Source organism: Allobosea sp. CCNWLY174 (assembly GCF_037120455.1).
Taxonomy (GTDB): domain Bacteria; phylum Pseudomonadota; class Alphaproteobacteria; order Rhizobiales; family Beijerinckiaceae; genus Allobosea; species Allobosea lupini.
Genome location: NZ_JBBBBQ010000001.1, coordinates 953,373 through 977,932, shown reverse-complemented (window position 1 = coordinate 977,932; position 24,560 = coordinate 953,373). Strand labels below are relative to the sequence as shown.

The 24,560-nt window shown below is 67.3% G+C and carries 23 protein-coding genes; 11 read left to right on the top strand and 12 right to left on the bottom strand.

Going from position 1 to position 24,560, the window contains the following annotated elements:
• Nucleotides 1–108 precede the first annotated feature (108 nt).
• Nucleotides 109–1,407, bottom strand: a complete 1,299-nt coding sequence (locus V7S63_RS04730) for a GNAT family N-acetyltransferase (RefSeq protein WP_336529361.1) — start codon at nt 1,405–1,407, stop codon at nt 109–111.
• A gap of 207 nt (nt 1,408–1,614) precedes the next feature.
• On the opposite strand from V7S63_RS04730, the gene V7S63_RS04725 reads away from it, so the two are divergent.
• Nucleotides 1,615–2,715, top strand: coding sequence for an ATP-grasp domain-containing protein (locus tag V7S63_RS04725; RefSeq protein ID WP_158673512.1), 1,101 nt, complete (start codon nt 1,615–1,617; stop codon nt 2,713–2,715).
• A 370-nt stretch (nt 2,716–3,085) separates the two neighbouring features.
• A complete protein-coding gene (locus tag V7S63_RS04720) occupies nt 3,086–3,895 on the top strand; it encodes a DUF3108 domain-containing protein (RefSeq protein ID WP_336529360.1) in 810 nt (269 codons plus the stop codon).
• A 10-nt stretch (nt 3,896–3,905) separates the two neighbouring features.
• On the opposite strand, the gene V7S63_RS04715 is transcribed toward V7S63_RS04720, so the two are convergent.
• Together V7S63_RS04715 and V7S63_RS04710 are read right to left on the bottom strand one after the other, a co-directional pair.
• Nucleotides 3,906–4,217, bottom strand: a complete 312-nt coding sequence (locus V7S63_RS04715; protein ID WP_336529359.1) for a hypothetical protein — start codon at nt 4,215–4,217, stop codon at nt 3,906–3,908.
• A gap of 38 nt (nt 4,218–4,255) precedes the next feature.
• The gene (locus V7S63_RS04710) at nt 4,256–6,328 is read right to left on the bottom strand and encodes a prolyl oligopeptidase family serine peptidase (RefSeq protein WP_336529358.1); all 2,073 of its coding nucleotides are present in this window, start codon (nt 6,326–6,328) and stop codon (nt 4,256–4,258) included.
• A 128-nt stretch (nt 6,329–6,456) separates the two neighbouring features.
• On the opposite strand from V7S63_RS04710, the gene V7S63_RS04705 reads away from it, so the two are divergent.
• Nucleotides 6,457–7,116, top strand: a complete 660-nt coding sequence (locus V7S63_RS04705) for a TetR/AcrR family transcriptional regulator (RefSeq protein ID WP_336529357.1) — start codon at nt 6,457–6,459, stop codon at nt 7,114–7,116.
• 28 nt (nt 7,117–7,144) lie between these two features.
• Here V7S63_RS04705 and V7S63_RS04700 read toward each other — a convergent pair whose 3' ends face one another.
• From V7S63_RS04700 to V7S63_RS04685, 4 genes are read right to left on the bottom strand one after another with little or no spacing between them, the layout of a single operon-like run.
• A complete protein-coding gene (locus V7S63_RS04700) occupies nt 7,145–8,413 on the bottom strand; it encodes an acyl-CoA dehydrogenase family protein (protein WP_336529356.1) in 1,269 nt (422 codons plus the stop codon).
• 11 nt (nt 8,414–8,424) lie between these two features.
• Nucleotides 8,425–9,465 carry a phosphotransferase family protein gene (locus V7S63_RS04695; RefSeq protein WP_336529355.1) on the bottom strand — a complete coding sequence of 347 codons (1,041 nt, stop codon included), beginning with the start codon at nt 9,463–9,465 and terminating at the stop codon, nt 8,425–8,427.
• A gap of 47 nt (nt 9,466–9,512) precedes the next feature.
• Entirely contained in the window at nt 9,513–10,913 is a 1,401-nt protein-coding gene (locus V7S63_RS04690; RefSeq protein ID WP_336529354.1) for a bifunctional serine/threonine-protein kinase/universal stress protein, read from the bottom strand.
• A gap of 8 nt (nt 10,914–10,921) precedes the next feature.
• Nucleotides 10,922–11,662: a metallophosphoesterase family protein gene (locus V7S63_RS04685; RefSeq protein ID WP_336529353.1), complete on the bottom strand. Its 741-nt coding sequence runs from the start codon at nt 11,660–11,662 to the stop codon at nt 10,922–10,924.
• A 296-nt stretch (nt 11,663–11,958) separates the two neighbouring features.
• On the opposite strand from V7S63_RS04685, the gene V7S63_RS04680 reads away from it, so the two are divergent.
• Both V7S63_RS04680 and V7S63_RS04675 read left to right on the top strand, forming a co-directional pair.
• A complete protein-coding gene (locus tag V7S63_RS04680; protein ID WP_336529352.1) occupies nt 11,959–12,753 on the top strand; it encodes a phytanoyl-CoA dioxygenase family protein in 795 nt (264 codons plus the stop codon).
• Between the two features lie 115 nt (nt 12,754–12,868).
• Nucleotides 12,869–14,458: a CYTH and CHAD domain-containing protein gene (locus tag V7S63_RS04675; protein ID WP_336529666.1), complete on the top strand. Its 1,590-nt coding sequence runs from the start codon at nt 12,869–12,871 to the stop codon at nt 14,456–14,458.
• Between the two features lie 53 nt (nt 14,459–14,511).
• Here the strand turns inward: V7S63_RS04675 and V7S63_RS04670 are convergent, their stop codons facing one another.
• Complete coding sequence (locus V7S63_RS04670) at nt 14,512–14,886, bottom strand: hypothetical protein (RefSeq protein ID WP_336529351.1); 375 nt, start codon at nt 14,884–14,886, stop codon at nt 14,512–14,514.
• Nucleotides 14,887–15,069: 183 nt separating this feature from the next.
• Between V7S63_RS04670 and V7S63_RS04665 the strand changes: the two genes are divergently transcribed.
• A complete protein-coding gene (locus tag V7S63_RS04665) occupies nt 15,070–15,552 on the top strand; it encodes a hypothetical protein (protein ID WP_100963053.1) in 483 nt (160 codons plus the stop codon).
• 2 nt (nt 15,553–15,554) lie between these two features.
• Here the strand turns inward: V7S63_RS04665 and V7S63_RS04660 are convergent, their stop codons facing one another.
• The gene (locus V7S63_RS04660; RefSeq protein ID WP_100963054.1) at nt 15,555–16,793 is read right to left on the bottom strand and encodes an aspartate kinase; all 1,239 of its coding nucleotides are present in this window, start codon (nt 16,791–16,793) and stop codon (nt 15,555–15,557) included.
• A gap of 149 nt (nt 16,794–16,942) precedes the next feature.
• On the opposite strand from V7S63_RS04660, the gene ubiG reads away from it, so the two are divergent.
• Nucleotides 16,943–17,695 carry a bifunctional 2-polyprenyl-6-hydroxyphenol methylase/3-demethylubiquinol 3-O-methyltransferase UbiG gene (gene ubiG / locus V7S63_RS04655; protein WP_336529350.1) on the top strand — a complete coding sequence of 251 codons (753 nt, stop codon included), beginning with the start codon at nt 16,943–16,945 and terminating at the stop codon, nt 17,693–17,695.
• Nucleotides 17,696–17,701: 6 nt separating this feature from the next.
• Here ubiG and V7S63_RS04650 read toward each other — a convergent pair whose 3' ends face one another.
• Nucleotides 17,702–18,064: a DUF4180 domain-containing protein gene (locus tag V7S63_RS04650; RefSeq protein ID WP_091830206.1), complete on the bottom strand. Its 363-nt coding sequence runs from the start codon at nt 18,062–18,064 to the stop codon at nt 17,702–17,704.
• Between the two features lie 175 nt (nt 18,065–18,239).
• On the opposite strand from V7S63_RS04650, the gene ccrA reads away from it, so the two are divergent.
• A complete protein-coding gene (ccrA, locus tag V7S63_RS04645) occupies nt 18,240–19,514 on the top strand; it encodes a crotonyl-CoA carboxylase/reductase (protein WP_091830204.1) in 1,275 nt (424 codons plus the stop codon).
• On the opposite strand, the gene V7S63_RS04640 is transcribed toward ccrA, so the two are convergent.
• Nucleotides 19,481–20,716 (bottom strand): acyltransferase family protein, encoded by a 1,236-nt coding sequence (locus V7S63_RS04640; protein WP_336529349.1) that lies wholly within the window; start codon nt 20,714–20,716, stop codon nt 19,481–19,483. The two genes, ccrA and V7S63_RS04640, sit on opposite strands and share 34 nt — an antisense overlap.
• Nucleotides 20,717–20,792: 76 nt before the next feature.
• On the opposite strand from V7S63_RS04640, the gene V7S63_RS04635 reads away from it, so the two are divergent.
• A complete protein-coding gene (locus V7S63_RS04635; protein WP_336529348.1) occupies nt 20,793–21,668 on the top strand; it encodes a LytTR family DNA-binding domain-containing protein in 876 nt (291 codons plus the stop codon).
• Between the two features lie 22 nt (nt 21,669–21,690).
• Here the strand turns inward: V7S63_RS04635 and V7S63_RS04630 are convergent, their stop codons facing one another.
• Nucleotides 21,691–22,548 (bottom strand): YihY/virulence factor BrkB family protein, encoded by an 858-nt coding sequence (locus V7S63_RS04630; protein ID WP_336529347.1) that lies wholly within the window; start codon nt 22,546–22,548, stop codon nt 21,691–21,693.
• 164 nt (nt 22,549–22,712) lie between these two features.
• Between V7S63_RS04630 and V7S63_RS04625 the strand changes: the two genes are divergently transcribed.
• Both V7S63_RS04625 and V7S63_RS04620 read left to right on the top strand, forming a co-directional pair.
• Nucleotides 22,713–23,597 carry a DMT family transporter gene (locus tag V7S63_RS04625; protein WP_336529346.1) on the top strand — a complete coding sequence of 295 codons (885 nt, stop codon included), beginning with the start codon at nt 22,713–22,715 and terminating at the stop codon, nt 23,595–23,597.
• A gap of 100 nt (nt 23,598–23,697) precedes the next feature.
• Nucleotides 23,698–24,465: a fumarylacetoacetate hydrolase family protein gene (locus V7S63_RS04620; RefSeq protein WP_091830193.1), complete on the top strand. Its 768-nt coding sequence runs from the start codon at nt 23,698–23,700 to the stop codon at nt 24,463–24,465.
• The last annotated feature ends 95 nt before the right edge of the window (nt 24,466–24,560 follow it).

The following is a 24,560-nucleotide window of genomic DNA, read 5'->3' as shown; positions in this document are numbered from 1 at the left end:
GCGACCTTGCGCGGGGAGGGGGCAGCCGGCATCGCATCGAGACAGGGCCGTTTTCACCCAAAGGCCGCGCTATCGCCATGTCGCGAAACTACCTCAGCCATGGCGTGTTCAGCGTCCTGAGCGCAAGCGACGCCAAGATGCGCGCACCGTATCGCGCGCGGCCTTCAGCCATTCTCGCCCGCGGCGATACGCCAGTTCGACGATCATGAAGAGCGTGCCCGGCACCGAGCCGCCGCGCCGCGCGTCGATGACGATGTCGACCAGGTCGAGCCGCTCTGGCCAGATCGTGGCGTGAAAGGACGTCTCCGAGCCGTTGCAGCTGTCGAAATCGGCCAGTGCGGGATCGGACGTGAACGTCGCCGTCACCCGTTCCGAGAGCTGGCGCCCGGGCCCGAAGCTGGCGAAGGCCTCGTCATAGGCCATCTTCCAGCCGAAGGCGCGCGAGCCGGAGCGGAGCCAGATCGAGAAGGCGATCCAGCGCTCGCCCCGCCGCAAGCCTTCGATGCTCGCGCATCCGGCGCGCACCAGGCCCTCGATCATCTCCGCCGCGAATGGCTCCAGCGCCGGGTCGAGCCGGATTGCCCAGCCCTTGTACTCCTGCTTGCCCTTCCAGCCGCTGGCCTCGATCTCCAGGAACGCCCGGAACGCGTCCGCGACCTGTGAGCCGCGCGCCAAGGTGAAAGGCTCGATGCCGGCCTCTGTCAGTCGCCGGCTTCTCCGGCGGAAGCTCTGCTTCTGCTTCGCGGAGGCCTCCGGATGCCTCGGGAACTCCGCCTCGGTTCCGCGTGTCAGGACGGCTCGCCGTCGCCGCCCCACGACCACGGCGCGGGACCGGCGCCGGGCGAGAACGCCGCGCAGACACGGCAGCAAGCGCTCGTCCGCATTCAGATCGGATGCGACGATGATCCCGGGAAGGTTCGGCTGGTCGGCGATGGCGTCCAGCAGCTTGTCGAGCACGTCCGGCACCAGGCCGGCGTCGACGACCGGCGTGCCCGAGAAGACGAGCCGGTTCAACGCCGTATCGAGAACCCTGAAGAAGCCGCGCCGCTCTGTGAACTCGCCCAGAAGCCAGGCGCCGACGAGAATCCGACCGAGCCCGGATACGCGCCAGACAAGCGCGACGACGACAGGCCGTCCAGCATGCCGTTCGGCGGCGAGCGCAACCGCCGGGTGCATGTAGACGTTCGGGATCAGGGCGCGACGGACGAGATCGTCCCAGTCATCCCGATATCGCGCGAAATCCGAGGCAGTGACGATCTCCGATTCAAGCCTCTCGGCCTGGCCGAGTGGCTGCGCGGGATACGCTCGGACGGCGGCGGAGGAGCGCGGCAGGCGAGAGGGCAGGTCGCCGCGCCACGCCGTGCCCGACTGCCTGTTCATTGCGTTGATAGGATCGGCCTCGTCCACCCGCGACCCCAAGGACCGAATGCGCTGCCTCATGATCTACGAAGGTCTCGCGCCTTCCAGAGATCAATCGGCTTAACACCATTGGTTCGTGGGCAGATCGGTTGCGGCAGGGGAGCAGGCAGGCGAATATGAGGAAATCCGATAATCGAAAAAGAATTTTCAGATGTGCTTCATCCTCATTTGGCGCCCGCAGCGGGAAGTCGAGCAATGAGCGGTCGCGCAATCCTTCTGGCAGACAGATTTCGGATGGAATACAGGATACTGAAAGCAGTATCCTCGTATTTCGACGATATTCATATCATCGGGACTGGCGATGGGGCCTGGCTCAGGCATTCTCGTCACTGTCGGGCCTTCCATGATCTAGGAAAACCGTTCGCGCTTGCTGGTCCTGGTGAGGCGTCTACGATAGACAGCTACGCAAAAGATCATCAGATTTCCTGTATCCTTCCGACCTGTGGGCACACGACCCGCTTTCTGGCAGCCTATCCGGACAGCTTCGAGACGCCTTGCTTCCCTGTTCCTGCTGGGCAGGCGTTCGATCTGCTGAACAACAAGCTCACCTTTCATCAGCTCTGCCGTGATCTCGACCTGCCCGTGCCGGGGACGCGAATCTTCGAGACCTGGTCCGAGCTGCGCGCCGCTGCCGCCACGGGCGCACTGATCTACCCCTTCATCGTCAAGCCGACGAACCTCGATGGCGGATGGGGGGTGCGCCGGATCAACGGGCCGGAGGATCTGCTCGGGCGGATCGACTACAGCCCGATCCTGGCACAGGATTTCATTCCCGGCCGTGATCTCTGCGTCTTCTATCTGTGCGAGCGCGGCGAGATCACGGGTCAGGTCGCCTACACCTTTGCGCGCCATGGCATCCGTTTCGTTCGACGCCCCAATGTCGATGCTTTCAGCCGGGTCGTCGCCGCCCATCTCAAGCTCGATGGGGTGATCGGGTTCGACCTGCGTGAACGAGCCGATGGTCAGGTCTTCTTCATCGAGAGCAATCCGCGCTTCTGGTTCCGAATGGACGTCATGACGCTCGCGGGCCTGGATTTCATCCGGGCGGCCTTGACGAAGGAAGCCCTGGGAAAGGGGCCGCCGGACGGGCTGGAGCTGAGAAATCGCGGCCGCCTCTTCAAGGCGGCCGTGCTGCCCTGGCGGCTGAACTGGCTGGAGCGGCGCGTTATCCGTGAACTTGCGCGCGATCCGGTGCTGCCGCTTCTCGAAATGCTGGGCAGAACGAAACCCGCCGGCCCGCCTTTGCCGCGGGATCAGACCATCGTCACGATCCCGGCGAACGTCACGCCCTACTGACCGGAAGCCGCAGCTGGAACGGTGATCACGACTTAGCCCTGGAAGGGGCTGAATTGTCCGCACCGGGCTGTCGATGAAGGCCAGCGCGCATCCCTGCAGAATCCGCCGGTCCGGAGGCCCTGCATCGCCTGATCCGAAACCGTAGGCCGTCGCGCCTTCGTGCATGGCTGGGCTCTCGTCCTTCACGCTACAACGGCACATCGCCTCGGCTCTGTCATGCTGGGCGGCCACGCGGAGGGAAGGGGACCTACCGGTCTCGTGCGGGATGATGCGGATGCTCGGGTGCGGCTTCGACAGTAACGACGCGCGGCGGCTGCGACGGTGTGCGGCCTCTCCGGCGACGGCGATTAGGTCCGAGCACGGCGGGAGGTTGACCGGCGTCGCATCGAGACAGGCCAGGGCCCTCGCGGCAGGGGCCCTGATCGCCGGGGCGCTCGGCTGCGCTGCTCCCTCGGCCGCCTCGGCGCGCGAGCTGCGCCTTCGCTACGATGTCACGGTGCTGGGCGGGGTCACGCTAGGCGAGATCGAGGTCACCTCGCTGCTCGACCGCGCCGGCTATCGTATCGAGATCCGCACGCGCCCCTACCGGGCGGCCCAGCTCGTCGGGGCGGCCGAGCAATCCGGCAAGGTCGAAGGCCGCTGGGGCCGCAGCGGCCCCGAGCCGCGGCTCTACCAGGCGAACGGCTCATGGCGCGGCCGGGCCTATGTCAGCGAGATGCACTATCAGCGCGGCGTGCCGACGATCCGGCGGCTGGAGCCGTCGAACGAGGACCGCGAGGCCGTCCCGCCCGAGCTGATCCGCGGCACGGTCGACTCGCTCTCCGGCCTCGCCGGGATGCTCAAGAAGGTGGCGGAGAGCGAAAGCTGCGACGGCTCGACGGCGATCTATGACGGCCGCCGCCGCTCGGTCGCGGTCATGACCTCCTCGGCCAGGGTGCAGGTCAGCGACCAGGGGCCGCTGAACGGCCGCGGGCTGAGCTGCGGCTTCACCGTCCGGACGATCGCCGGCTTCCGCCATGACGATGATCGCGAGGCGGCGATGCGGCCGCTGAAGGGCTCGGTCCTGCTCGCGCTGCGCGAGGGCGGCGAGTTCCCCGTGCCGGCGCGCTTCGAGGTCGAGACGCGCTGGTTCGGCACGGTCGCGGTCCAGCTCGCCGCGGCTCCTGCCGTTGCCGATTAAGAGCTAGCGGCTAAAACCGATCATAACGCCGGTAATAGCCATGGCGCGGCGGCGGACCATAGGGTCGGCCATAGCTGGGATGGCCGTAGCCATAGCCATAGCCGCGCCGGCGCTCGTGCCAGCGCTGCTGGCGCGTCGCGTCCTGCATCATCATCAGGCGGCGGCGCTTGGCGGCGGTCATCGTGAAGGCGGCGGGGAGCTCGTCGAGTTTCGCGGCGAGGCTCGCGGGGAGGGCTTCGCTCGCCTCGGCATCTGAGGCGAAGGCCGGCGAGAACAGCGCCGCGCCGAGCATGAATGCGGCTGCGATCGAGAAGCGGTTCATTGGGTATCTCCAGTTCGTGGTTGGGGTGAGGGGTGCCGTCAGGCCCGGCCGGTCTCGAGCCCGGTCCAGCGGGCAGCGAAGGCCCACATGTCGGCGGCCTCGGCGATGACCTTGCCGAGCGGCTTGCCGGCGCCGTGGCCGGCGCGGGTCTCGACGAGCAGCAGGCGCGGCCTGGAGCCGATCTCGGCGGCCTGAATCGCGGCGGCATATTTGAAGCTGTGGCCGGGCACGACGCGGTCGTCGGCATCGGCGGTGGTGACGAGGATGGCGGGGTAGGGCTTGCCAGCGGCGATGTTGTGATAGGGCGAGAGGCGAAGGAGGTTCTCGAACGCCGCCTGGTCCTGCGGATCGCCGAAATCGTATTTCCAGAAGGTGCCGCCGGTGAAATGGTGGAAGCGCAGCAGGTCCATCACGCCGACGCCGGGTAGGGCGGCGGCGAAGAGGTCGGGGCGCTGGTTCGTCACCGCGCCGACGAGCAGGCCGCCATTGGATTCGCCCTGGATCGCGATGTCCCTGGCAATGCCCTCACCGCGCAGGAACTCGGCCGCGGCGATGAAATCGTCGTAGGAGTTCTGCTTGTTGGCGAGGCGGCCGGCATCGTGCCACGCCCGGCCGTATTCGCCGCCGCCGCGGATATTGGCGATCGCGAGCGTGCCGCCCTGCGCCACCCAGGCCAGCTGCGTCGGCGCGTAATACGGCGTCAGGCTGATGGAGAATCCGCCATAGCCGTAGAGCAGCGTCGGCGCCGGAGCCTGCACGCCCTTGCGCCTGATCACGAAGATCGGAACCCTGGTGCCGTCCTTCGAGGCGTAGAAGCGCTGCTCGACCGCGATCTCGGCGAGGTCGAAACCGATCGCGGGCTTTGCCCAGACCGTGCGTTTCCCGGTCGACACTTCGTAGCGATAGATCGTCAGCGGGGCATTGAAGCTGGTATAGGCGAGGAAGGCCTCGTCATCCGCCAGTGTGCCACGAATGCCGGCGCTACCGATGCCGGGCAGCTCGACCGTGCCGTCCGGCGTGCCATCGAGCCGGTGGCGCCGCAGCTCGGTGCTGGCATCGACCAGATAGGACAGGATCAGGCGGCCGCCGACGAGCCAGCCATGCTGGAGAGCAGCCTCGTCCTCGCCGACGATCTCGCGTGGCTGTCGCGCCGCCTCGGCGAGGTCGAAGGTGACGATCCTGCGGCGCGGCGCGCCCTCGCTGGTGACGACGAAGATCGTCGTGCCGTCATTGCCGACGGCCGCCCATTCGGCAGCGAAATCCGCGCCGGCCACGGGGCGAACCGTCCAATCGTCGCTTGTCAGGTCGACCACGCTGACCATGGTCATCGACGCTCCCGGCGTCGAATGGATGATCAGGTAGCGCCCGTCATCAGTCACGCCGGCCAGATGCAGGAGATCGGGGCGATCGGGCGTCGCATGGACCAGCCGGTCTTGCGCCTGCGCCGTTCGCAGCCGGTGGAAGTAGATAGCGTGATTGGCGACGTTCGCCTGCGCCTCCGTGCCCGGCTGAGGCTCGGGATAGCGCGAGTAGAAGAAGCCCGAGCCGTCCTTCGCCCAGGCGATATTGCCGAAGCGCACCCATTTGATCGCGTCGGCCAGGGTCTCGCCGGTGGCGACGTCGAGCACCTTGATCTCGCGCCAGTCGATGCCGCCGCGCTGCACGCCATAGGCGACATGGGCACCGTCATCCGAAGCATCCCATTCGGCGATGGCGTCGGCGCCATCCTCCGACCAGTCGTTTGGGTCGAGCAGCAGCCTACCCGGCCCCTCGACGCCGTCCCGGACATGCAGTGTCGCCTGGTTCTTGAGGCCCTGCCGCATGGTGTGGAAGTAGCGATTGCCGCGCTTCAGCGGTACGCCCGACTGCTCATAGTCGAACAGCGCCGAGATCTGCCGGCGAAACACCTCCCGGGCCGGCAGGCCGTCGAGGTAGCTGCGAGCCAGCGCGGTCTGCTCCTGCACCCATCGGGCCACCTCGCCATCGCGGCGGGGGTCGTTCTCCAGCCAGCGATAGGGGTCGGCGATCTCATGCCCGAAACGGCGCTCGCTGACATCGACGCGGCGCGTCGGCGGGTAGGGGAGGGGCATCTTGGTCTCGATGGCGGTCATGCGCGGTCACCTCGTCGACGATTCTGGTTGGGGCATTCGTATATGTCACTTAGTGACATTTAATATGTCTGCAAGTGGCATTAGTATGACGACTTGAATGACTCGAAAATAGGGAGCACATGAAGGGGATGAGCCGGAGCCTCGCCCGAGAGAATACCCGCCTGGCGCTCGCCAGGCATGCGGCGCGGCTGTTCCTGGAGCGGGGTGTCGCCGATACCAGCGGTGACGACATCGCTGCGGCGGCCGGGGTCGCGACCCGCACGCTATGGCGGCATTTCCGCTCGAAGGAGAGCACTGTCGAGCCGCTCTTCGCGCATTCGTCGCTGCGATTCGCCGACATCCTGCGGCGCTGGCCGCGCGATGTCGCGATCGAGGAGCTGTTCCATGCCAGCCTCGGTCCCGACAAGATGGCGCCGCAGGACCTCGCCGACGACATCCTGGTCGTGAAGCTCCTCGCTAGGCTGCCGGAGGAGCCGGCGCTGCGAACGGCGTGGCTAATGTCCTGTCACATCGGCGAGGAACAACTGATCGAGATCATCGCCGAGCGCCTCGATCGCCCGAAGGGCGATTTCGATGTGCGCCTCTGCGCCGCGACGGTGATGGCGGCGATCCGAATCGTCGACGAGACGGTCAGCCTCGCCGCGGTGAAATACGGGCTGAAGACGACCACGGCAGAGGTGAACGAGCATCTCGCGCAGGCCGTCCGCAAGGCCGCTACCCTGCCGTTCTGCGATCCGGTCACGCCGAGAATCTGGCCGGACGATCAGCGAGCGCCCGCCTTAGCATAAGTCTTGGCGAAAGCGTTCCTCACGCCTGTTAGGCGCCCTTCACCCAAGGCCGCAGCACACCCTGCTCGGCGAAGGTGCTGCGGTTGCTCTCCTTGCGCTTCCTGATCTCGGCGCGGGCAATGGTGCGCAGGTGGACCTCGTCCGGGCCATCGATGAAGCGTAGCGCCCGGCCCCAGGAGTAGATGAAGGCGAGCGGCGTGTCGTTTGAGAGTCCGCCTGCACCGAAGACCTGCATCGCCCGATCAGCGATTCTGGTCTGCAAGCGCGTCGCCGCGACCTTGATCGCCGAGACCTCGGTGCGCGCGGCCTTGTTGCCGTGCTTGTCCATCATCCAGGCGGCGCGCAGGCAGAGCAGGCGGGCCTGGTCGATCTCCATCCGCCCTTCGGCGATCCAGTCCTGGACATTGGCATAGTCAGCGAGGTTGCGGCCGAAAGCCTTTCGCTCCAGCGCACGCTCGACCATCAGCTCAAGCGCGACCTCGCATTGGCCGATGGTGCGCATGCAATGGTGGATGCGTCCCGGCCCGAGCCGCGCCTGCGCCAGCGCGAACCCTGCGCCCTCTTCGCCGAGCAGGTTCGCGGCCGGCACCCGGACCTCGCTGAAGTCGGTCTCGGTGTGGCCTTCGATCGAATAATGGTTCAGCAGCGGCAAATTGCGCATCACCGTCAGGCCGGGCGAATCCATCGGCACGATGATCATGCTGTGGCGCTTGTGCGGATCGGCCTCGGGCCGTGGATCGGACAGGCCCATGACGATACAGAACCTCACCTTCGGGTGCAGCGCCCCGGTCGTCCACCATTTGCGGCCGTTGACGACGTAGTGGTCGCCGTCGCGGATGATGGTGGTCTGCAGATTGGTTGGGTCGGATGAGGCGACGCCGGGCTCGGTGATCCCGACGCAGGAGCGGATCTCGCCATTGAGCAGCGGGTTCAGCCAGCGTTCGCGCTGCTCAGGTGTCGCGAACATATGCAGGATTTCCATGTTGCCGGTGTCGGGAGCGTTGCAGTTGAACACCTCCGAGGACCAGTAGAACCGGCCCATGATCTCGGCGAGCGGGGCGTATTCGAGGTTCGTCAGGCGCGTGCCGGGCTCGTCCGGCTTGAGCGCCGGCAGGAAGAGGTTCCACAGCCCTTCGGCCTTCGCCTTGGCCTTGAGATCGTCGATCAGCGCGCTGGGATAGCGTCCGGCTTCGACTTCATGCTTCCAGGCGGCGTCGGCCGGCTGGACACGGGTATCCATGAAGGCTTGCAGCTTGGCGCGCAGCTCTTCGACCCTGGCCGAGTAGGCGAAATCCATGGCGTTCCTCGTCAGTTCGTCTGGTCGATCAGCGCCTGCGCGCGCTGCGCAAAGCTTTCCGCCATCGCGCCGACCGCGACGGCATTCTCCGCCGCTGCGTTCCCGGTCTTCGCCCGCGCCGCGATGCCATCGAGAATGACGGCGAAGCGGAACAGCGAGAAGGCGATGTGGAAGCGGCCCGGGCCCTCGACCCGCCCGGCGGCGGCACAATAGCGGGCGATGTACTCGTCCTGCGTCGGAATGCCGAGCGCCTCGCGGTCGAGCCCGACGATGCCGGCATACATGTCCGGTGTCGAATGCCAGGGCAGACACGAGAAGGCGACATCGGAGAGCGGGTGTCCGAGCGTCGAGAGCTCCCAGTCGAGCACCGCGACGACCTTCGGCTCCGATGGCGCGAACATCAGGTTGCCGAGCCGGAAATCGCCATGGACGATGGTCGTGTCCGGCGTCTCGTCGAGGTTTGCGCCGAGCCAGTCGATCACTCGGTCGATCGCCGGAATCTCGCGCGTCCGGGTCTCGCGCCATTGCCGGCCCCAGCGCGCGAGCTGGCGTGCATAATAGTTGCCGGGCTTGCCGAAGTCGGCGAGGCCGGTGCCCTGCCAGTCGAAGCCGTGCAGCGCGGCCAGCGCCTCCGCCATGGCGAAATACATGGCGCGCCGCTCGCCAGGGCTAACGCCGGGCAAGGCGGTGTCGTGGAAGACGCGGCCCTCCAGCCGCTCCATCAGGTAGAACGGCGTTCCGACGACATCGTCGGCCTCATGCAACAACAGCGCGGGCGGCACCGGCACGGAAGAGCCGGCGAGCGCCTTCAGGATGCGGTATTCGCGCTCGACGGCGTGCGCAGAGGGCAGCAGCGGCCCCAGCGGCTTCTTGCGCAGGACGAGCCGTGTGCCGGCATCGGGATAGGAGACGAAGAAGGTCGGATTCGACTGGCCGCCGCTGATCGGCTCGACCGTAATCTGACCCTGGGCACGGCTGGGCAAAGTGGAGCGCAGGAAGGCGTCCAGCCGGGCGGGATCGAATTCGGTTCGTGCGGAGGGAGCAGCCGGCATGCTTGGCATACTCGGAGGCGCGGGCGGAGAGGTCAACGTGACATCGCTCACGCTTCCGCCCCGCCTTTCACCCGCACCACCGAGACCGAGCACAGAGCTTCCGCCACCACCTTGGTCGAGACGCTGCCGAGATGGCGGCGCACGGCCGAGGAGGAGCGGGCGCCGAGCACGATATGGTCGATGTCGTTGTGCCCGGCATAGCGCAGGATCGCATCGGCGGCGCTGACCGCCTCGATCACGTGATAGCTGACGCGGTCCTCCGGCAGGTGCAGCGGCCGGGCCCAGTCCTTCAGCGCTACCAGCCGGCCAATGTAGAGCAAGCGACCTTCCGCATCGACGGTCTTGGTCTCCCCGATGATTTCGGTCTTGAGCACCGTCAGGCAGGCGAGGGAGGAGTCTGGCCGGGCGGCCAAGAGCCGGCTCGTCTCGGCGAGGATCGCGGCGGCCAGCGCATCCAGCCCCTCCGAGAGATCGACGGCGGTCAGCACGATCGAGGGGCCTGCCTTGCGTCGCGCCACCGTCGGCGTGCCTGTGACCGCGGCTTCGTCGCGCTTCTGGAACAGGTCGACCAGCCGCTTGGCGAGGCTGCGTTCCCCGGCGGTCGGGCGCCTGCGCGAGACGGTGACTTGCTCGGGGTGTCGCAGGTCGAAGGCGAGCCTGGTCGCATCGGCATAGCGCCGGCCACGATCGACCTCGAGACAGCGTGCGATGATCGCCTCGAGCCAGGCCGGCGCCTGCGGATTGACCGCGCGCAAGGATTTGGGCGCATGATAGAGCCGCCGCTTCATGCCGGGCACGGTCTTGGGCCGGCCGAACGGCTCTTCGCCCGATGCCATCTGATAGAGCAGGCAGCCGAGCGCAAAGAGATCGCTCGCCGGGTCGGAGCGCTCGCCCAGCACCTGCTCCGGCGCGATATAGGCTGATGTCCCCATCGGCTCGGTGCTCTCCTCGCCGAGGAGGTCCGGCAATTCGGCATGGCGGGCGAGGCCGAAATCGAGCAGCACCGCGCCCTTGTCGGTCAGGATCACGTTCTCGGGCTTGAGATCGAGATGGACGACGTGCTGCCGGTGCAGATCGGCCAGCGCCGTCGCGATCGCGATGCCGATGCGCTGGACCTCGGCGAAGGTCAGGGGTGCCTGCCTGATGCGATCGGCCAGGGCTGTGCCGGCAACGAGACCCATGGCGATGAAGGGGATGCGGGCGAGATCGCCCGACGCGACGAAGCGCGGCACATGCGGGCCCGACAGGCGCTTGTGGATCAGCACCTCGGTCTCGTAGCCGACGATGGCCGAGACGTCGGCGCCGGGGTCGAGCACCGGGATCTTCACGACGAGCGGCCCGGGATGATCCGGGTGCGTGGCGCGCCAGAGCGTCGCCATGCCGCCGGCCTTCAGCCGCTCGCCCAGGGTGAAGCCATCGATGACCGAGCCGGTGTGAGGCCGTTCCATCTTGCCCCCTATCTGCCGATCTGCAGGCGCAGGCCGAGCCAGTCGGGCAAACCTGCCGCCCTGATCTTTCGCACGGTATCCTGCGTGTCGTAGGGCACGCGGACCATGGTGACCTCGCGCGCCTGCGTATCGAGCAGGGCAAAGCATGCGGTCGGGTCGCCGTCGCGCGGCTGGCCGACGGCGCCGACCACGACGACATGCCGGTGTACGGCCGAAAGCGGCGCCGGGACGTCGCGCAGGGGGATGAACGCCACCGGCTCGCGCCCGGCCCTCGCATAGAAGATCATCGGCAGATGGGTGTGGCCGCAGACCACTGTTGCCGCGTCTGTCGCCGCCAGGCAGGCCTCGGCGCTGCGGAGGTCGCGGACATAGTGCCAGGCGTCGGGGTCGCGGGCGCTGGCATGGACGAAGAGCACGCCGTCGAGCTTTGCCGTCAGCGGCAGGCTGTCGAGAAAGGCGCTTTGCCCTGCTGAGAGTTGCGCCCTGGTCCACAGCGCCGCCTCATGCGCATTCGGCGTCATGCCGGCGGGGCCGTGCACCGCGGCTTCGTCATGGTTGCCACGGATGCAGATCGCGCCGGCGGCGACGAGTTCGCGTGCGATATCGACACAGAACCCCGGATCGGGGCCGTATCCGACGATATCGCCGAGCAGCACCAGCGTGTCCGGCGCGAGCCGGCGCATCGCTTGCAGCACCGCCTCGAACGCCTCGCGGTTGGCGTGGATGTCGGAGAGGATGGCGATCCGCATTCAGTATCCGGGCCCGAATCCGGGGATGCCATATCGTGGCAGGGCAGCTGCCGGCTTGGCCAGAGCGCCTTTCGGCTCAGATCGAGGCCCGCAGGGTTGATCGCCCCGGCGGCCGCTGCGATACTGCACGCATCATGATGATGTTTGCCGTCTTCGATCTCGTCTGACCTTCCTGCGGACCTGAAGCGCGTATCGCGCCCGGGCACCGCAAACGGATGCTCCGCATCCGAAGGTCCTTTGCCAGCCTGCCCGTGCGGCGGGCGTTTCGGCTGGCCGATATCGAAAGACATCCGTCAATGGTTCATCCTGAAACCGGCGCCCGCGTCCTCGACGCTGCGCAGATCGCCCATTTCGTCGAGCGCGGCTTCGTCCGGCTCGATCATGCCTTCCCGCCTGCGCTTGCCGATGAGGCCCGCGCCATCCTCTGGCGCGATCTCGCCTGCAATCCGCATGATCCGGCAAGCTGGACGAAGCCGGTGATCCGGCTCGGTATGTACACGGACGCGCCTTTCGTCGCAGCGGCGAACACTCCGCTGCTGCACCGGGCCTTCGACCAGCTCGTCGGCGCCGGGCGCTGGCTGCCCTGCCGCGCCATGGGTACCTTTCCGGTGCGCTTTCCCTCAGCGGAGGACCCGGGCGATGCCGGCTGGCATGTCGATGTCAGCTTCGGCTTCGACGATCCCGATTTCATGAACTGGCGCGTCAATCTCGCCTCGAAGGGCAGGGCGCTGTTGATGCTCTTCCTGTTCTCCGATGTCGGCGAGCAGGATGCGCCGACGCGTATCAGGGCGGGCTCGCATCATCACATCGCCCGCCAGCTCGCGCCGGCAGGCGAGGCCGGCCTGTCGTTGCGCGAACTGGCCTTCGACGGCTTCGCCGGCAGCGCCGGGTGCGAGGAGCTGCTGGCGACGGGGCAGGCCGGCACGGTCTATCTCTGCCATCCTTTCCTGGTGCATTCCGCTCAGCCGCATCGCGGCGAGACGCCGCGCTTCATGGCGCAGCCGCCGCTGTTGCCGCGTGAGCCGCTCCGCTTGGATCGGGAAGATGGCGCCTCTTCGCCCGTCGAGGCCGCGATCCGGCAAGCACTCTGACGCCTGCGCCACTTCGCCCGGGGCTCGGTCCTCGGGCGAAGTGGTGACAAGCTGCCGCCTGCGCAGCTAGTGTCGCGGCTCACGCACTGCCCGGTGGAGAGAAGCCTTGGACGCCGTGCCGAGAGACGATGCCGCCCAGCCCGAGGGTGTCGCAGCCTCCGAGCCGCAGACGCAGCCGCCGCGCGAGATCGAGCTGAAGCTGGCCGCGTCGCCCGAGGCGCTGGAGGCGCTGCGCGGCGCCGATCTGATTGCGCGCCATGCCCGAAACCAGGGCGTCACCCGCCGGCTCGACGCGGTCTATTACGACACGCCAGACCGTCTGCTCGACCGCAACGGCCTGGCGCTGCGGGTGCGCCGCAGCGGCAAGCGCCATGTCCAGACGCTGAAGCGCTCGGGCTCGGGCGATCCGCTGGCGCGCGACGAATGGGAGGTCGCGCTGCCCGATGGCACGCTCGATCTTGCTCTGCTGCCGCTCGCGGAGATCGGCGAGCCGCTCGCCAGCCTGTCGGCCGGGCAGCTCGCGCCGGTCTTCGCCACGCGCGTCAGGCGACGCTTGCGTCGCCTCGACTATGCCGGCGCGCTGATCGAGATCGCCTTCGACGACGGCACGATCGAAGCCGGCGAGAAGACCCTGCAGGTCAGCGAGGTCGAACTCGAACTGAAGGAAGGCGAGGCGGCGGCGCTCTACGACCTCGGGCTCGCCATGCTGGACGTCGCCCCGTTGCAGCTCGCGACGCAAAGCAAGTCGGCGCGCGGTTACGGGCTCGCATTCGCGCGCCTGCCGCAGGCGGTGAAGGCCAGGCCGGTCGAGATCGGCGCGCAAGACAATGCCGATGCGGCGATCGCCGCGATCCTCGCCAACACCTACAGGCAGCTTCTCGGCAATCTTGCGGCGGTGGCGACGCGCTCGGGTCCTGAGGGTGTCCACCAGATGCGGGTGTCGCTGCGCCGCCTGCGCTCGGCGCTGTCGGTGCTGAAGCGGCAGGTCGCTTCGCCTGCATTCGAGCCGGTCGGGCGGGAAGCGAAGCGCCTCGGCCATGTGCTGGGGCCGGCCCGCAACTGGGATGTCTTCATCACCCAGACCGTGCCGGATATCGAGGCCGACGGGCTCGACGATGCCGGGTTGTCGGCGCTGCGCAAGGCGGCGGAGCCATTCCAGACGAAAAGCTATGCCGATATCGCCAAGCGACTGGAGAACCCGCAGACCAGCCGGTTCCTGCTGTCCTTCGGCGCCCTGATCGAGCGCCGCGGCTGGCGCAGCGGCCTTCCCAGCGAGGCCATGGCGGTGCTGGCCGAGCCCGCCGATGATTTCGCCGGGCGAGTGCTGGCACGCACGCATCGCCAAGCGCTGAAGCGTGGCCGCGGTTTCGGCAGCCTCCGGCCCGAAGGGCGTCACGAATTGCGGCTGGCCTTGAAGAAGCTCCGCTACACCGCGGAATTCTTCCTGCCGCTGCATGACGGCCCGGCGGCGCGACGATACCTGGCTCGGTTGTCGCGCTTGCAGGAGGCGCTCGGCCTCGCCAACGATGCGGCGACGACGCAGCACCTCCTGGCCGAACTGCGCGATGGCAAGGCGCCGGGGCCGGAGCTGCATTTCGCCGCCGGCGCCATCCATGGCTGGCAATCCCGCCATACCATCGAATCCGGCCGCAAGCTCAAGAAGCGCTGGCGGAGATTCGAGGCGGCGAACCCGTTCTGGACATAGTCCGTCCCGGGCTCGCTACACCGTTCGAATCCAGCCGATCGGCTTCGGCCCGATCAGCTGGTCTTCCTGGTGACGATGGTCAGCTCGCCCTCGTTGCTCACCTGGGCGAGCACGACGTCGCGGGTCGAGAAGCCCTTGGCTTCGACGGCCGATTTGGCAGCCGGCGCCTTCTCGATCGCCTGGCGCAGCTTTTCGAGCTCGTCGGCGGTGCGGGTCGCCACCAGCTGGTTGACCTGCGCCTTGCTCGCTTCGGGAAGCTCGTCGATCTCCACGACCTTGACCGAGGTGATCGTCGGGGCGCCTGCAGGAGCTTCCTGCGAGGAGGCGGGCGGTTTGGCCGAGGGGCGCTCCGTCGACGGCGCCTGGGCATAGGCGGCGCCGGCCAGGATAACGGCGGTGCTCGCAGCGGCGATCGTGATCATACGCATGGCATGTCCTTCCATCGGTCTCGGAAAGCACGATCTGACACCAGCAATGGGATCAGAGGCTGGAAGCGATCGGGCCATTTCGTGATCATATCGCGGCGCTGAAGGGGCATTCGCGGCGCGGCTTGCCCACACGTGCTGGCCTTGGCATCCTGCGGTTACCGCAACGTCAGGGCGAGATCGGCGATGAGTGCGCGTGTGGTGATCCTGTGCACTCTGGCGGTGGCTCTCGGAGGCGGCGCGCAGGCGCTGGACATCGACAGCCTGCGTGGCCATTCCATCGTGATTTCGTATCGCGAGCGCCTGATCGGCCGGATGGGGCCGATCGGATTCTTCTGGAACGACAGGGTCTATATCTCGGAAGCGTCCCGGATCTTCCACCGGGCGGATGTGCGCTCGACCGTGCCTGGTCGTGGCGGGGGACGCGAGTCCGTCGGGGACGGGCAGGGCGGCACGAGCCAACTGGCCTGGAACGGCTCGGCCCTGACGCGAAGTTGGGTCAACGGCATCGGCGTGCAGGTCACGCAGACGATCGAGGTGTTTCCGCAAGCCGGCGGCTTCGGCTGCCGGATGCGCGTCGGGCGCGATGGGCCGGTGCCGCCGGTCGAGGTCCTGTCCGAGTCGTGCCGCGTGATACGCGGCAACGTCTTCGCCGGCCGCGGCCGCTGATCTCAGGCCGCGTCCAGCCCGTAGAGCGAGTGCAGCGTGCGTACCGCCAGCTCGGTATAGGCGGCGTCGATCAGCACCGAGAACTTGATCTCGGAGGTGGTGATCGCGCGGATGTTGATGCCCTTCTCGGCCAGCGCCCGGAAGGCACGGGCCGCAACGCCGGCATGGCTGCGCATGCCGACGCCGATGGCCGAGATCTTCACCACGTCAGTCGCGCCCTGCAGCGCCTGATAGGCGATGTCGTTATGCCGATCTTCGAGCAGCTTGCGGGCGCGCTCGTAGTCGGCGGTCGGCACGGTGAAGGTGATGTCGGTGGTCGCCTGGTCGTCGGAGACGACCTGGATGATCATGTCGACATTGATGTTGGCGTCGGCCAGCGGCCCGAAGATCGCCGCGGCGACGCCGGGCTTGTCGGCCACGCGCCGGAGCGTGATCTGGGCTTCGTCGCGCGAGAACGCGATGCCGGTGACGATCTGCTGTTCCACGATGTCGTCCTCGTCGCAGATGAGGGTGCCTGGATTGGGATTGTCGGGGTCGTCGAAGGAGGAGCGCACATAGGTCGGCACGCGCTGGACCATGGCGATCTCGACCGAGCGCACTTGCAGCACCTTCGAGCCGAGAGAGGCCATCTCCAGCATCTCTTCGAACGAGACCTTGTCCATCCGTCTCGCCTTCGGGACGATACGCGGATCGGTGGTATAGACGCCGTCGACATCGGTGTAGATGTCGCAGCGATCGGCCTTCAGGCCCGCGGCGAGCGCGACGGCGCTGGTGTCCGAGCCGCCGCGTCCGAGCGTCACGATGCGGTGGCTGCGCGGGTTGATGCCCTGGAAGCCGGAGCAGACGGCGATTTCGCGGTTGCGGTCGAAGCCGGCGAGGATGCCGGCGCCGTCGACGCCCTCGATCCTGGCCGAGCCATGCGCGTCCGAGCCGTAGAGCGGGATCTGCCAGCCCTGCCAGGAGCGGGCAGGCAGGCCCATCTCCTGCAGCACGATCGCCATCAGGCCCGAGGTGACCTGCTCGCCGGAGGCGACGACGGTGTCGTATTCGGCCTGGTCGTAGACGGAGGACGCTTCCTTGCACCAGGCGACGAGCTCATTGGTCTTGCCCGACATGGCCGAGACCACGACCGCGACCTGGTTGCCGGCGTCGAATTCGCGTTTGACGTGGCGGGCCGCGTTCTTGATGCGCTCGACAGTGGCGACCGATGTGCCGCCGAACTTCATCACCAGACGGGCCATGACGTCTAAAGGCTCTCTAATCTGCGCCCGGCCGGGCCGGGACGAAACGTCCCCTCGCACCTAGCGAAGGGCGGGTGTAGATGACGGGCAGCGCGGAAAGTGTCAATGCAGCCACGGCCCGCACGAGCATAAACGGGATATCAAAGGCGATGACGGCAGCGGCACGCGAAGGCTCCACCATCGACCCGGCCGAGGTCGCGCGCTTCGACGCGCTGGCGAAGAGCTGGTGGGATCCGAAGGGGCCGATGGCGGTCCTGCACAAATTCAATCCCGTCAGGCTCGCCTTCATCCGCGACCTCGCCAGCGAGCGCTTCGATCGCGATCCCAAGTCGCTGCGCGCGCTTGAAGGGCTGAGCGTCGTCGATATCGGCTGCGGCGGCGGCGTGCTGTCCGAGCCGATGGCGCGGCTCGGTGCCGAGGTGACCGGGCTTGATCCGGCCACGACCAACATCGCCGTAGCGCGGGCGCATGCGCAGAAGGCCGGCGTCGGCGTCAATTATCGCGAGGAGACGATCGAGGCGATCGTCGCCTCCGGCGCGCGCTTCGATATCGTGCTCGCCATGGAGGTCGTCGAGCACGTCGCCGATGTCGAGGCCTTCGTCGCCTCCTGCTGTGCGGCGGTGAAGCCGGGCGGGCTGCTCGTCATGGCGACGCTCAACCGCACGCTGAAATCCTATGCGCTCGCCATCGTCGGCGCCGAGTACATCCTGCGCTGGCTGCCGCGCGGTACCCATGACTGGGAGAAGTTCGTGACGCCGGACGAGCTGGAGGCGGCGATCGAGACCGGGGGGCTCTCGGTCTTCGCCCGCGAGGGCGTCGCCTACAACCCGCTCGCCGATCGCTGGTCGCGCTCGCGCGATCTCGACGTCAACTACATGCTGGCGGCGAGCCGCCAGGCCTGATCGCCTTCAGGCTGCCAGCCTGGCGTCGAGCGCTGCGAGGTCCTCGACGAACCAGAGCGCCTGGCCCTGATTGCTCTCGTAGACGAGGTCGCGCAGCGCCTTGCTTTGTGAGCACTGAGCGCTGATGTCGCCGACGATCGCCAGGCGCATCCGGTAGTTGACGAATTTCTGCGCGACCTCGCCGGCGAGCCGCGTCGCGAGCTGGAAGAAAGCGGGATCGAGCCGCGCGACCGGGATCGCCACCATCGCCGCGTCAGCCGCCCAGGCGGCGCCGAGGAAGTCGTTGATGTCGCGCTCGGCGGCGAGTGGCGAGCCGTTTTCGGCGCAGATGAGCACGGTCGTGCCGTGAAGCTCTCGAATCATGTCCATGCAGGTGGTATCGCCGTGGCCTCGCCAGGAGGCAAGCGGCGGGGAACTTTCCGCATTTCCTCTTGTTTTTTGCGCTGCGGCATAATTCGATAGGTGTATGGCGCAGTGCAGCATTGACCTGCATGATGCCGGCAACGCCACCGGATCAGAGGCGTGGCGACAAGGGAGAGGTGAGATGGCACAGCTGCAACCCGTTGCGAAGCCCGCTTTGAAGGATCTCTACGAGCTTGGCGAATTGCCGCCGCTCGGCCATGTCCCGGCCAACATGTACGCCTGGACGATCCGCCGCGAGCGCCATGGTCCGCCGCAGGACAGCTTCAAGGTCGAGGTCGTGCCGACCTGGTCGATCGGCGAGGAAGAGGTGCTGCTCCTCGTGATGGCCGGCGGCGTCAACTATAACGGTATCTGGGCCGGCCTCGGCCAGCCGATCTCGCCCTTCGACGTCCACAAGGGCCAGCTGCACATCGCCGGTTCGGATGCGTCGGGCATCGTCTGGGCGGTCGGCTCCAAGGTGAAGCGCTGGAAGGTCGGCGACGAGGTCATCGTCCACTGCAACCAGGACGACGGCGACGACGAGGAGTGCAATGGCGGCGACCCGATGTTCTCGTCGTCCCAGCGAATCTGGGGCTACGAGACGCCGGACGGCTCCTTCGCCCAGTTCTGCCGGGTGCAGTCGCGCCAGCTGATGCTGAAGCCGAAGCACCTCTCCTGGGAGGAAGCGGCCTGCTACACGCTGACGCTCGCGACCGCCTACCGCATGCTCTTCGGCCACGCCCCGCACACGATCAAGCCAGGCGACAACGTCCTGATCTGGGGCGCCTCGGGCGGGCTCGGCGTCTTCGGCGTGCAGCTCTGCGCTGCGTCCGGCGCCAATGCGATCGGCGTCATCTCCGACGAGACCAAGCGCGATTATGTGCTGGGCCTCGGCGCCAAGGGCGTGATCAACCGCAAGGACTTCAACTGCTGGGGCCAGATGCCCACGGTCAACTCGCCCGAATACGACGCCTGGGTGAAGGAGGCCCGCAAGTTCGGCAAGGCGATCTGGGACATCACCGGCAAGAAGGACGTCGACATCGTCTTCGAGCATCCGGGGGAGGCGACCTTCCCGGTCTCCTGCCTCGTCGCCAAGCGCGGCGGCATGGTGGTGTTCTGCGCCGGCACCTCCGGCTTCAACATCACCTTCGACGCCCGCTATGTCTGGATGCGGCAGAAGCGCGTGCAGGGCTCGCATTTCGCCCATCTGAAGCAGGCTTCCGCCGCGAACCAGTTCGTCATCGACCGCCGCGTCGACCCCTGCATGTCCGAGGTCTTCCCCTGGGACAAGATCCCGCTCGCTCATCACAAGATGTGGAAGAACGAGCATGCGCCCGGCAACATGGCCGTGCTGGTCTATGCGCCGCGCACGGGCCTGCGCACCTATGAGGACGTCGCCGAAGCACTGGAGGGCTGAAGGCTAGAAGCGGGCAGGCGCCCGCGCTTGTCCGCTGCGATCCCGAATAGCGGCCGCACCCAGCCGACGCGCCGCGCAATCTCGTAGGTCGCGGCGCAACTCAGCGCCGCGATGGCGATGACCAGTGCCGCTTCCTGTCCGGCCGGCAGCGCGAGCGGCTTGAGCCAGTGCGCGGCGAGGATGATCACGGTCTGGTGGACGATGTACCAGCAGAACACGGCCTCGACGAGGTAGCGCCGCACCGGCCCGTCGCGCCGCGAGAGGTGTCGGCGGGCGAAGCCGAGGATCGCGACGATCCAGCACCATTGATCGAGCCCATAGACGAACGGCCTGACCAGGCGTTGGAACTCGCCCTGCGGCTGTGCGCGCAGCCAGAGCGTGGCGAGGAAGGCCATGGCGGCGAGGGCGAGCGCCAGCCAGCGCAGCCGCTCGGTCCGCTCGGCCAGCGCTTGCGAGCGCGCGGCGAGGAAGCCGAACAGGAAGCAGAAGCCGTACAGGGCGTGCTGGTACCAGTCGCCGACGACGATGTAGGTGGGTGGCGCGGCCGGGAAGATCAGGAAGCGGTTGAGCCCGAGTAGCAGCGCCGGCGCTGTCAGCAGGAGCAGGCCGGGCAAGGCGCGCTCCAGAAGCGGCTCGGCGCGTGCAGCCAGAGTTGGGGCCAGCGCAAGCAGGCCGGCGAGCACCATCGTGTAAAGCCAGAGATAGGCGACAAACCAGAGGTGGTTCCAGGTTGGCAGGATGATGCAGACCTGCCGGCCGTTCGCGATCCGGCAGAAGCTCTGGTCAAAGGCGAGATAGTGTCCGAACCAGAAGTCGAGATAGCGGCCGGAAAAGCCGAGCTTTTCGACGATCTCCGCCCAGGATTGCGGGGGCACCACCACCAGCATGCCGAAGGCGAGGGGGATCAGCAGCCGCGCCGAGCGTCGCCGTGCAAAGGCTCCGACCTCGTATTTGCCCAGCATGAACCGCGTCGCGGCGCCCGAGACCAGGAAGAGCAGCGCCATCCGCCACGGATTGAGCAGCAGCATCAGCGGCTCGAGCTCGCGCAGACGGTGGGTGCTCTTCACATGGAAGTCCCATGACACATAGAGCATGCCGGTATGGTAGAGGATCAGCAGGCCGAAGGCGCCGATCCTGATCCAGTCGAGATCGAGTCGGCGCCCGGCGCCATGTGGTGGCGAATGATCGGTTTGTGTCTGCATGGCGGCTGTTCCTTGCTCGCCCCGAGCAGGCCGGCATGCCAGCGCGCAGGTCGAGACGGTGCGGGACGAGCAGTCGATGCTGCGGGATGAAAGCCAGCGCGCTGGGACGAGCGGCGACGCGGTCGTGACGAATGGCGGCTCGGGTCGTCTCCGGGGCTGGCCGCCCTATCTGGCGATCGCGTTGGGCACCGCCCTGACCTGTCTGGTCAACGCGTTCTCGACCGCGCACGATCTCAGCCGCCTCGGCCGCGCCGTTCCGCTGTGGCAACCCCTGCTCTGGGAAATTTCGAGTGGCATCCTGGTCGTCGCGCTGGCGCCGCTCGTCCATCGGCTGGTGCTGGTCTCGCTTACGTGGCCGCATCGGCCATGGCTCCTCGGGCCGCTGCACGCTACTGCGATCCTCGCGTTCTCGGCCGCGCATGTCTGCGGGATGGTTCTGCTGCGCAAGCTCGGCTATTGGGCCGCCGGCGCCGGCGACTACAATTTCGGCTTCTCCGGCGGCAACCTGTTCTACGAGTTGCGCAAGGATATTCTCGTCTACCTCTTGCTCGCGTCCCTCTTCTGGCTGAGCGAGCTCTGGGGGCGGCGCCCGCAGCCGCAAGCCGCGACCGTATTGGCCGGCGCCCCCTCTGAGTTCTGGCTGCGCGACGGCACGGTCGATCTGCGGCTCGAACCGGCGGAGATCATCGCCGTGGTCTCCGCCGGAAATTACGTCGAGTACTGCTTGGCGAGCGGCAAGCGCCACTTGATCCGCGCGACCCTGCAGGGTGAGGACGAGCGGCTGCGTCCGTTCGGTTTTTCCCGCATCCACCGAACAAGGCTGGTGAATACAGCCCGCATTCGGCGCATCGCCGGTAAGCCCTCTGGCGATTTCGACGTCGAGATGGATACAGGAGAGAGCTTCTCCGGCAGCCGCCGTTACCGTGAAGGCCTGGTCGCGCTGACGTCTTGATCCTTCCGCGGGTGGGAGGCTCTCATAGCCCGCTCAAGACATCTCCGCTCGACTTCTCCGGCGCCCGGCGCAGCGCAATCGCGGCGTTGAGCTCGGCGCCATAAAGGAAGATCGCCGCCAGCCAATAGAGGAAGACCAGCGCGATCATCGCGGTGGCGAGGCCGGCATAGGTTGTGACGTAAGCGCCGGCGAACGAGTCGAGATACCAGCCGAAGCCGACACCGCCGATCAGCCAGACCACCAGCGTCATCAATATGCCCGGCCACATCGCCCGGATATGCGGAGCGCGGGCCGGCAGCAGCTTGTGAGCGACACTGAGCGCCAGCACGACGAGCACGGTCGCCCCGGCGATTCGCAAGAAGGCGAGCAGGAAGCCGAGCGGGGCAAGCGCCGGCGCGAAGCCGACGATGCCGCGCCAGATCAGCGGGCCGAGCACGACCAGCAGCGAGAAGGCGAGCATGAAGACCGCGCCGCCGACGACATAGACGATCGATTCCAGCCGGGTGCGCCACCAGCTGCGCCATTCATAGGCCTCATAGGCGCGGTTGAGCCCGATCCTGACCGCCTCGACCCCGGACGAGGAGAAGTAGAGCGCCAGGATCGCGCCGAGCGTCAGCGCATCCTTGCGCACCGCTGTCAGCACGGAGCGAACCTCGCGCGTGATCGGCTCTGCCACCTCGCGCGGCCAGGCTTCCAGCAGCAATTGCGCGGCTTCGTCGGCGGCCGCCTGCGAGCCGAAGAAGCCGCCGAGTGCGGTGACGAGGATCAGGAACGGAAACAGCGACATCAGCACCGAGAGCGCGATGTGGCTGGCGATCGCCCAGCCGTCATGGGCGATGAAGCGCTCGAATGCGAGGGTGGGGACTGAGCGCAGCGACATGCGGGTCTCGGGCGGGGCAGCGCGGTGATTGTCGCTGGTTCGGGGCTGCTGGCAAGACGGGAGGATGCGCAAGACGAAGAGCGCGAGAGACATGGCCTCACCGCGTCCGCATACGGCGACAACTGCCGCTATCGGGCCTATCAGGCGCCTAGAAGGCTGCCGCCATGTTCGATTCCCCGCTCTTCCTGCGCCTGTCTCCGGCTCTGTTCGTCTTCCTCTGGTCGAGCGGCTGGATCGTCGCGGGCTATTCGGCCCGCTATTCCGATGCGCTGACCTTCCTCTCGGTCCGCTTCGGCTGTGCCGGCCTCGCGCTCGCCGTGTTCGCCGTCGCCCTCGGCGCGCCCTGGCCGAAGACGCGGCGCGCCCTTTTCGATTGCATCGTCGCCGGCATCCTGCTGCACGCCGTTTATCTGGGCGGCGTCTGGTGGGCAGTGCGCCATGGCTTGCCGGCGGGCGTCTCCGGCCTGATCGCCGGCTTGCAACCGGTCCTGACCGCATTGTTCGCGCCCTTGATCATGCGCGAGAGCATCTCGCCGATCCGTTGGCTCGGCATCGTCTTCGGCTTCGTCGGCGTCGCGCTGGTGCTGGAGCCGAAGCTCGTCGGCGTCGCGCCCGAGGCGCTTTCAGCCATTGCGCTGCCGGTGATCGTCAACATCGTCGGCATGTTCGCCGTCACCTTCGGCTCGTTCTGGCAGAAGGCCCGCATCGTAGAGGGCGACCTGCGCACGGTGACGGCGGTGCAGTACATCTCCGCCTTCCTGTTCACGCTGCCCTTCGCCTTCCTGCTCGAGCCGATGCGGATCGAGTGGAACCTGACCATGGGGCTGGTGTTGGCCTGGTCGGTGCTGGCGCTCTCGCTCGGCGGGATCGGGCTCTATCTCGTGATGATCCGCCGTGGCCAGGTCTCGCGCATCGCGACCTTCCTCTACCTCGTGCCGCCCGCGGTGGCGGTGGAGGCCTGGATCCTCTTCGGCGAGACGCTGAGCCTGGTCCAGCTCGTCGGCATGGCGGTCGCCGTGCTCGGCGTCGTGCTCGCCAGCCGCAAATAGCTGTTGAGCGATCTCCGGGTTCCCGCAAGCCGGTCGATGCTGTAGCCAGAGAGCATGAGCCGGCAGGAACCTGCTTGCTGGCGACAGGGACGAGACGACCATGGCTGTGACGACCGATAATCTTGCTGGCGCCTTCATCGCCGCCCGTCGCGGCCACAAGCTGGTCGACATCGCGACCTTGCCGGTCCCCGCCGATGTCGATGCCGGCTTCGCCGCTCAGGCCGAGGTCAACAAGGGCATGGGCTATCCGCTCGCCGGCTGGAAAGTCTCGCTCGGCGAGGGCGGTCGGCCGATGGCCGGACTGATGCAGGGCCCTTATCTCAAATCCGGCGACACCTATCGCGGCGTGCACGGCGCCGAATTGCGCGTCGAGATCGAGCTCGCCATCCGTCTCGGCCGCGACATGCCGCTGCGCCCCGGACAGCCCTATACCCGCGAGGAGCTGATCGATCATTGCGACGCCGCGCTCGTCGGCATCGAGATCGTCGAGAGCCGCATCGCCGACTGGACCAATGTGCCGTTTCCGCTCTGGCTCGCCGATGCGATGGGCCATGGCGGCTATCTGCTCGGCCCCGAGGTTCCCTTCAGCATCTTCGACGACGTCCCGGCGCTGACCTGCACGGTCGAGCTCGACGGCGACGTGCTCTATGACCGCCAGGCCCTGCATGCCAATGGCGATCCGCTGGTCACCGCGCTCGCCTGGGCGAACCGTTCGGTCGAGGGGCCGCTCGGTCCGCTGAAGGCCGGCCAGATCATCACCACCGGCAGCCTGTGCGGCGGCGTGCTCGCGCCGACGGTCGGCCCGGTCGTGGCCCGGCTCGACCCGGTCACCGCGATCTCCTTTGCGCTGGCCGAGCAGGGCGACTGAGAGGTTGCGATTGCGGCCATTCGACAATGTCCGGATGGCCAACGATTCGTTCAGGTTTTCGGTTGACGGTAGCCTGATCCCGAGCGTCGAATTGT